Source organism: Rhodoplanes sp. SY1 (genome assembly GCF_046000175.1).
Classification (GTDB): Bacteria; Pseudomonadota; Alphaproteobacteria; order Rhizobiales; family Xanthobacteraceae; genus Rhodoplanes.
Genome location: NZ_JBEOMB010000066.1, coordinates 1 through 5,919, shown reverse-complemented (window position 1 = coordinate 5,919; position 5,919 = coordinate 1). Strand labels below are relative to the sequence as shown.

Annotated in this window: 3 protein-coding genes and 1 pseudogene; 1 reads left to right on the top strand and 3 read right to left on the bottom strand. The window is 66.5% G+C overall.

Annotated elements, in window-relative coordinates:
- Positions 1-736: 736 nt before the first annotated feature.
- The gene (locus ABTU92_RS18125; RefSeq protein ID WP_408093041.1) at positions 737-2,659 is read right to left on the bottom strand and encodes an HWE histidine kinase domain-containing protein; all 1,923 of its coding nucleotides are present in this window, start codon (positions 2,657-2,659) and stop codon (positions 737-739) included.
- A 398-nt stretch (positions 2,660-3,057) separates the two neighbouring features.
- Between ABTU92_RS18125 and ABTU92_RS18120 the strand changes: the two genes are divergently transcribed.
- Positions 3,058-3,390: a type II toxin-antitoxin system RelE/ParE family toxin gene (locus tag ABTU92_RS18120; RefSeq protein ID WP_408093040.1), complete on the top strand. Its 333-nt coding sequence runs from the start codon at positions 3,058-3,060 to the stop codon at positions 3,388-3,390.
- 211 nt (positions 3,391-3,601) lie between these two features.
- Here the strand turns inward: ABTU92_RS18120 and istB are convergent.
- Together istB and istA are read right to left on the bottom strand one after the other, a co-directional pair.
- Positions 3,602-4,425, bottom strand: a pseudogene (gene istB, locus ABTU92_RS18115) (IS21-like element helper ATPase IstB).
- The coding region (gene istA, locus ABTU92_RS18110) for an IS21 family transposase (protein ID WP_408093039.1) at positions 4,422-5,919 on the bottom strand (1,498 nt) is incomplete at its 5' end. The gene istA and the pseudogene istB, both read right to left, overlap by 4 nt.

Sequence of the window (5,919 nt, the reverse complement as noted above, 5' to 3'; positions counted from 1 at the left end):
CTCGCCGGAGGGACACCCTTGTTCCTGCTGTCACTGTCAGCTTCTCCGACAGTGACAGCAGCTCCTGCGGCGCCGCTGTGCTGGCCTTGCAACGCGGCGGCCACCAGCAGGGCAGCCCTCCCGGCCCTCCCATGGCCCGCTTAGGGGCTCGCGCCCGCCCAGCGCGCCAGCGTGGATGCTGCCGCTCCCCGCACCCTCGGCCTGCGGCGTTGCCGCCGCGCGGGCGGCCTGCCGCCTTAGCCACCAGGTCAGTGGCCGCATCCTCAAGGCGATGCCCGGAATCCTCCGGCATCGTCGGTTCCATCATCGTTATCGAGGCCATCCTTTGCCGCTTTCTTTGCCGGTCAATTATCTACGCCGGACAAGAGCTTGTGCCTAGCAATGCGACCTGAGTTTGCCGCTTATTTTGCCGCTTTGGCGAGCAGGCCCTTGCCACCGCTTGCCGGATGGCTCCGTGTGGCCGCATGGGGCCTCCCGAGGTGATGACGCCCGTGGGAAAGTCGGGTGGATGACCGCCCGCAGGCCGCGGTCCATGACCGGCGGGTGAGAGTTGCTTTTTACCGTAAACGGTAAACAGCAGATGTGAGTGCCCGGAAGGTGGCAACCTCGCGACTGTGCTGAGGAAAGCCCCGGCGCTCCTTTTGGGAGGCCGGGGCCTGAGGCGATACCAAGCCCAGACAGACGGCCTGGTATTGCCTCTGTAGTAGGGGGTGGAGTGTTTACAGACGGTCTCCGGTCACAACCTGAGCCCGTCGAGGGGCAGGCGAAGAAGAACCCGAAGTCCGGTGTGAGCCCAGTCATACTCGATCGTGCCGCTGAGCTGATCCGTGACTGTGAGGTGGGTGAGCTGGCTGCCAAACCCCCGGCGTCCTGGTACCTCAACAGGGGGACCGTCGTGCTCCGCCCAAGTGACGGTCAGGTGTTGCCCCGCCAGCCCCCAGGCGATTTCCAGGCATCCCTCCGGCACCGAAAGCGCGCCATACTTCCGGGCATTGGTAGCAAGCTCGTGCAGGACGAGCGCCAGGCTCGTCGTCCCGTTGCGGCCGAGCGTGAGGTCGGGTCCGATGATCCTCAGCTGGTCGGTGCCAGCAGGCAGATGCGGGTCCAACGTCGCACCGACGAGGTCACGAAGACTGCTCGACTCCGAAAGGGTGCTTTCGAGAGTCACGGCGGAGCGGATCAAATCATGCGCCTTGGCGAGCGCCATCAGCCGCCCCACCACAGTTTCGGACAGCTCCCGCGCGCTGTTCGCATTGCGGGCCGTCATCTGCACCATCGAGATCGCGACCGAAAAGAGATTTTTGACCCGGTGGTTGAGCTCGCGCAGGAGAAGCTGGCGGGCGTCTTCTGCCCTCCGGAGGGCGGTGATGTCCAGGTTGATCCCTGCCCACGACAGAATCCGCCCGTCCGTGTCACGAACGGGGCGACCCCGGCTGAGCACATGCCGCACCTCGCCGGTGCGGTCGACGATACGATGAACATGGTCCCACGGCTCGCCGGTCCTCACACAGTTCATCCAGCGTTCCATCATCGGCCCGAAGTCCTCGGGCACGAGCCGCTTGGTCCAGCCAAATTGCCTTTGCTCCTCCATGCTCATGTCGAGCAGTTCGAGGAAGGAAGGGCTGACATAGCGCGCGCCGCCATCCGGCCCGCACAGCCACACGCCGTAGGGAACCGCCTCCCCCATAGCCCGGAACTGCGCGGTCGTTTCCCGCAAATCCCTGTTGATCCGCTCGCGCTCGGCGATCTGGACTTGCAGCCGTTCGGACGATCGCGCCACCGAGAAAAAGGCGCCCGACAGCGCGAAGCTGAGGGCGAGGCCGCCGGCCAAATAGGCGTACCAGACGCCCAGGGCGCGGTCTGCGTCGGCTTCGCCCCCCGCATAGCGAAACTCCCAGGACCTCCCGCCGAAAGTCAGGTTGCGCACCAGTTCCGCCCGCTTGTCGTCGAGCGCCATGTCGCCGAACCGGTAGAGGTCGTCGCTCTCCGGCGCCTCCGCGTCGCGCACCCGGAGCAAGGTTCCAGGCGCCGCTATCCGGTCGAAGGCCGCGCCGATCAGGCGATCGAGGTGATAGCTGAACCCCAGATAGCCGGCAGGCTGGCGACCCTCCCCGCCCGGCTCGTACACGGGAACATACAGAACGAGGGCCGGGACGCCGGGGTTCTGAACAAGTTCGAGCGCCGCCGTCGCTGCGGCGCCCCTGGTCTGTTCTGCGCGCCGCAGGGCCGCGCCCGGAGCAGGAATCGTGTTGATGACCAGCCCGAGAGACGAAAGATTGGTGGGCGTCTTGGGCTCGATGTCAGTCACGGGGAAAAGCCACTCCACCGCGCCGAGTGGCACCGGAGCCCGACGCGGCCCGAACAGCACCGGCGCTTCAACCCCGGCTGCTTTCAGAGCGCCGAGCACCCTGTCGGCGTCGGTTGGTCTCACCCTCGGAAGCCAGACGATGGAGTTGAGGTGCGGCAGAAGCGCCCGGAGCTTTGCGCCGAACGGCGCGAGCACGGCGGGCTGCAAGGGATTGGAGGGCTGGAACAGGGCCGCCACCGTCGCGGCGGTCGTTTCCTTTGCCGCAAGGTGATCCTTGAGGGCATCGACGTAATCGCTGGCCGCTTTCTCGCGCCGGGCCAGATCGAGGCGCCCTTCACGTTCATGGGCCAACCATGCCGCGACCAGCGATATTCCCGCCCCCATAAGGAAAACGATATTCGCAACTCTGGACGCCCTCATCGCCGCACCTGGCATTGGTCACGCCTGCGCTGAAATCCAGTCATCTTACCGGCGTTCGCGCCGCGTGGCCATGACACCTCTCCCGCAGCTCCAGATCGGCACCGGGATGAGCTGGAGGTGGATGGGCGGGGAGAATAGCGCCGTGCGGATCCCTGTGTGAAGGACATCACAGTTCGGGAGCCGAGGACGAGGCCGGCGAGGTGGCGTTGCGCAGCGTCTCCTGGAAGTGGAGCTGCATGTTGACCGGGCCCGTAGTTCGTAGGCAACGGGTGCCGGCAACAAAGGAATTTATCCCTTGACAAGATTACGGGGATTCCCCCATTTGAAGAGTGAGGATCGAACGCCCCGACCGGGTGCGGAACCGCATGGGCTACGCCATCAGCCGCGTGCAGGACGGCGACGAGCCGTTCGGCGCGAAGGCGCTGAAGGGGTTCGGCGGCCGTGCTGTCCTGGAGCTGGTCGAGGACTTCGACGGCGACACCTACAGGGCCGTTTACACCGTGCGGTTCGTCGGCGTGGTCTACGTCCTTCACGCTTTCCAGAAGAAGGCCAAGAAGGGCATCGCCACCCCTCAGCACGAGACTGATCTGATCAAGACGCGCCTGCGCGATGCCGAGACGCATTACCGCGAGCGCTATGAAAACGAAGGGAGCAAGCCATGACCAAGAAGAAAAGCGCTGTGCTGCCTCCCCACGAGGAGAGCAGCGGCAATGTGTTCGCCGATCTCGGTCTCTCCAATCCTGATATAGCGCGACAATTTTGATGGGAGGTTCGCGACAATCAGGATGGCGAGTTGGTGTCGCGGCGAGGTTATGATCGTCGTGTTGATTGTCGTGCGCAAGCAATATTTTCAAGGATGATTGTCGCGCAGCGTCAATCAACGACGGTCTTTGCTGTCGCGTGAACGAGCGGTCGCCCTGGTGCGCGCTTTCGTTCGAGGGCGGCGCGTCGCCGGTAGCTCTCGACGTTCATCTCGAGGATCGTCGCGTGGTGGACGAGACGATCGATGGCGGCGAGCGTCATGGCGGGGTCGGGGAAGACCTTGTTCCACTCTCCGAAGGGCTGGTTGGCGGTGATGAGCAGCGAGCGTCGCTCGTAGCGCGCGCTGATCAGCTCGAACAGCACGCTGGTCTCTGCCTGGTCCTTGGTGACGTAGGCGAGGTCGTCGAGGATAAGGAGGTCGAAGCGGTCGAGCCGATTGATGGCGGCCTTGAGATCGAGCTCGCGGCGCGCGACCTGAAGCTTCTGGACGAGATCGGTGGTGCGAGTGAACAGCACGCGCCATCCGTTCTCGACCAGGGCGAGCCCGAGGGCTGCAGCCAAGTGACTCTTCCCGCCGCCGGGCGGGCCGAACAGCAGAAGATTGGCGCCCTTGCCGACCCAGCCGTCGCCGGCGGCGAGCGCGGTCACCTGCGCCTTGGAGACCATCGGCACGGTGTCGAAGTCGAACGTGTCGAGGGTCTTTCCGGACGGCAGGCGGGCCTCGACGAGATGGCGCTCGATGCGACGGCGGGCCCGCTCGGCGATTTCGTGCTCGGCGATGGCGCGAGGAAGCGCGCGGCCGGCCAGCCCTCCTTGTCGGATTGCTCGGCGAACTGCGGCCACAAGACCTTGATGGTGGGCAGCCGCAGCTCGTTGAGCAGAATGCCGAGGCGGGCGGCGTCGACGCCGCTCGTTCCCGTGCGGGTCGTGCTCATGCGGCGTCTCCCATCGCGGTGGTTCCGACCAGGCACTCGTAGGCGGCGAGCGAGGCGAGCTGCACGACGACCTGCGGCACGCAGGCGGGATCGGGAGCGAGGCGCGCCCGCAGTCGGTCGAGGTCGGGGACACGGGCGACGTCGAGATCGGCGATCAACTCCTCGGCGAGTTCGGCCTCGCAGCCGCGCTCGTGCGCCAAGGCGAGCAGCTCGACCATCAGGCGGCACGCCTTTTTGTCGGGCAGCTTCTCCCGCAACAGGTCGAAGGTTCGGCGACAGGCGTCACGCGGGAACAGCCGGTCCCGATAGACCAGGCCGAGCAGCGCCATCGGCTTGCGGCGCAGCGAGTGGATCACGTGCCGATAGTCGATCACCTGGCCGTACTTGCCGTCGGGGTGGGCCCGCCCGCGCGGCAGTGTCGTCAGCCGGGTTCCGCCGACGAACACCTCGAGGCGGTCGTCGTAGAGGCGCACCCGCAGCCGGTGGCCGATCAAGCGCGACGGCACCGTGTAGAACACCTTGCGCAGCGTGAAGCCGCCCGACGAGGTGACATGGACCACCACCTCCTCGTAGTCCGAGGTGCGCCGCTCCGGCAGGGACTGCAAGGCGGCGCGCTCGCTGTCGATGCGCGTGGCGTTGCGGGCATTACGGCGGGCGACGATCTCGTCGACGAAGCCTCGATAGGCGGCGAGGTCGTCGAAGTCGGCGCTGCCGCGCAGCAGCAGCGCGTCGGCGATCGCCCGCTTCAGGTGGCCGTGCGACCCCTCGATGGCGCCGTTCTCGTGGGCGACCCCGGCATTGTTGCGGGTCGGCGTCATTCCGTAGTGAACGCACAGGTCCTCGTAGCGCCGGGTCAGGTCGTCCTTGGCCTCCTGGTCGAGGTTGCAGAAGGCGGCCGACAGGCTGTCGGTGCGATGCTCCGCCGGCACCCCGTCGAGCGACCACAGGGCGTTCTGCAGCCCCTCGGCCAGCGCGACGAAGCTCTCGCCGCCGAGCACCACATGGGCGTGCTCGAACCCCGAATAAGCGAGCCGGAAGCGGTAGAGCCGATGCTCGAGCGGCGCTCCGGCGACCGTGACGCCGAACTCGCCCATGTCGGTGAAGTCGGACAGGCCGAGCCGGCCGGGCGCGTGGGTCTGGCGGAACACGACCTCCTGCTCCTCGCCGTGGACCGCCCGCCAGGCGCGGATCCGACGTTCCAGAGTGCGCCGGACGCCGGCCCCGAGGTCGGGATGGCGCCGCAGCATCTCCTCGAACACGGCGACCGGACGGAGCGCCGGCGCAGCCTTCAGCATCGGCACCACCTCGGCCTCGAACAGGCCGCCCAACGGGTCCGGTCGGCGGCGGCCGCGCGGTTCCTTCTTCTGCGACGGCAGCCGGGGATCGGCCTCGATCCGGTACGCCGTGGACGTGCTGAACGACGCCTTCGCGGCCGCGACGGCCAGCGAATCGGTTTGACGGAACTTCATGTAGAACCTCATCTGATGATCGGTG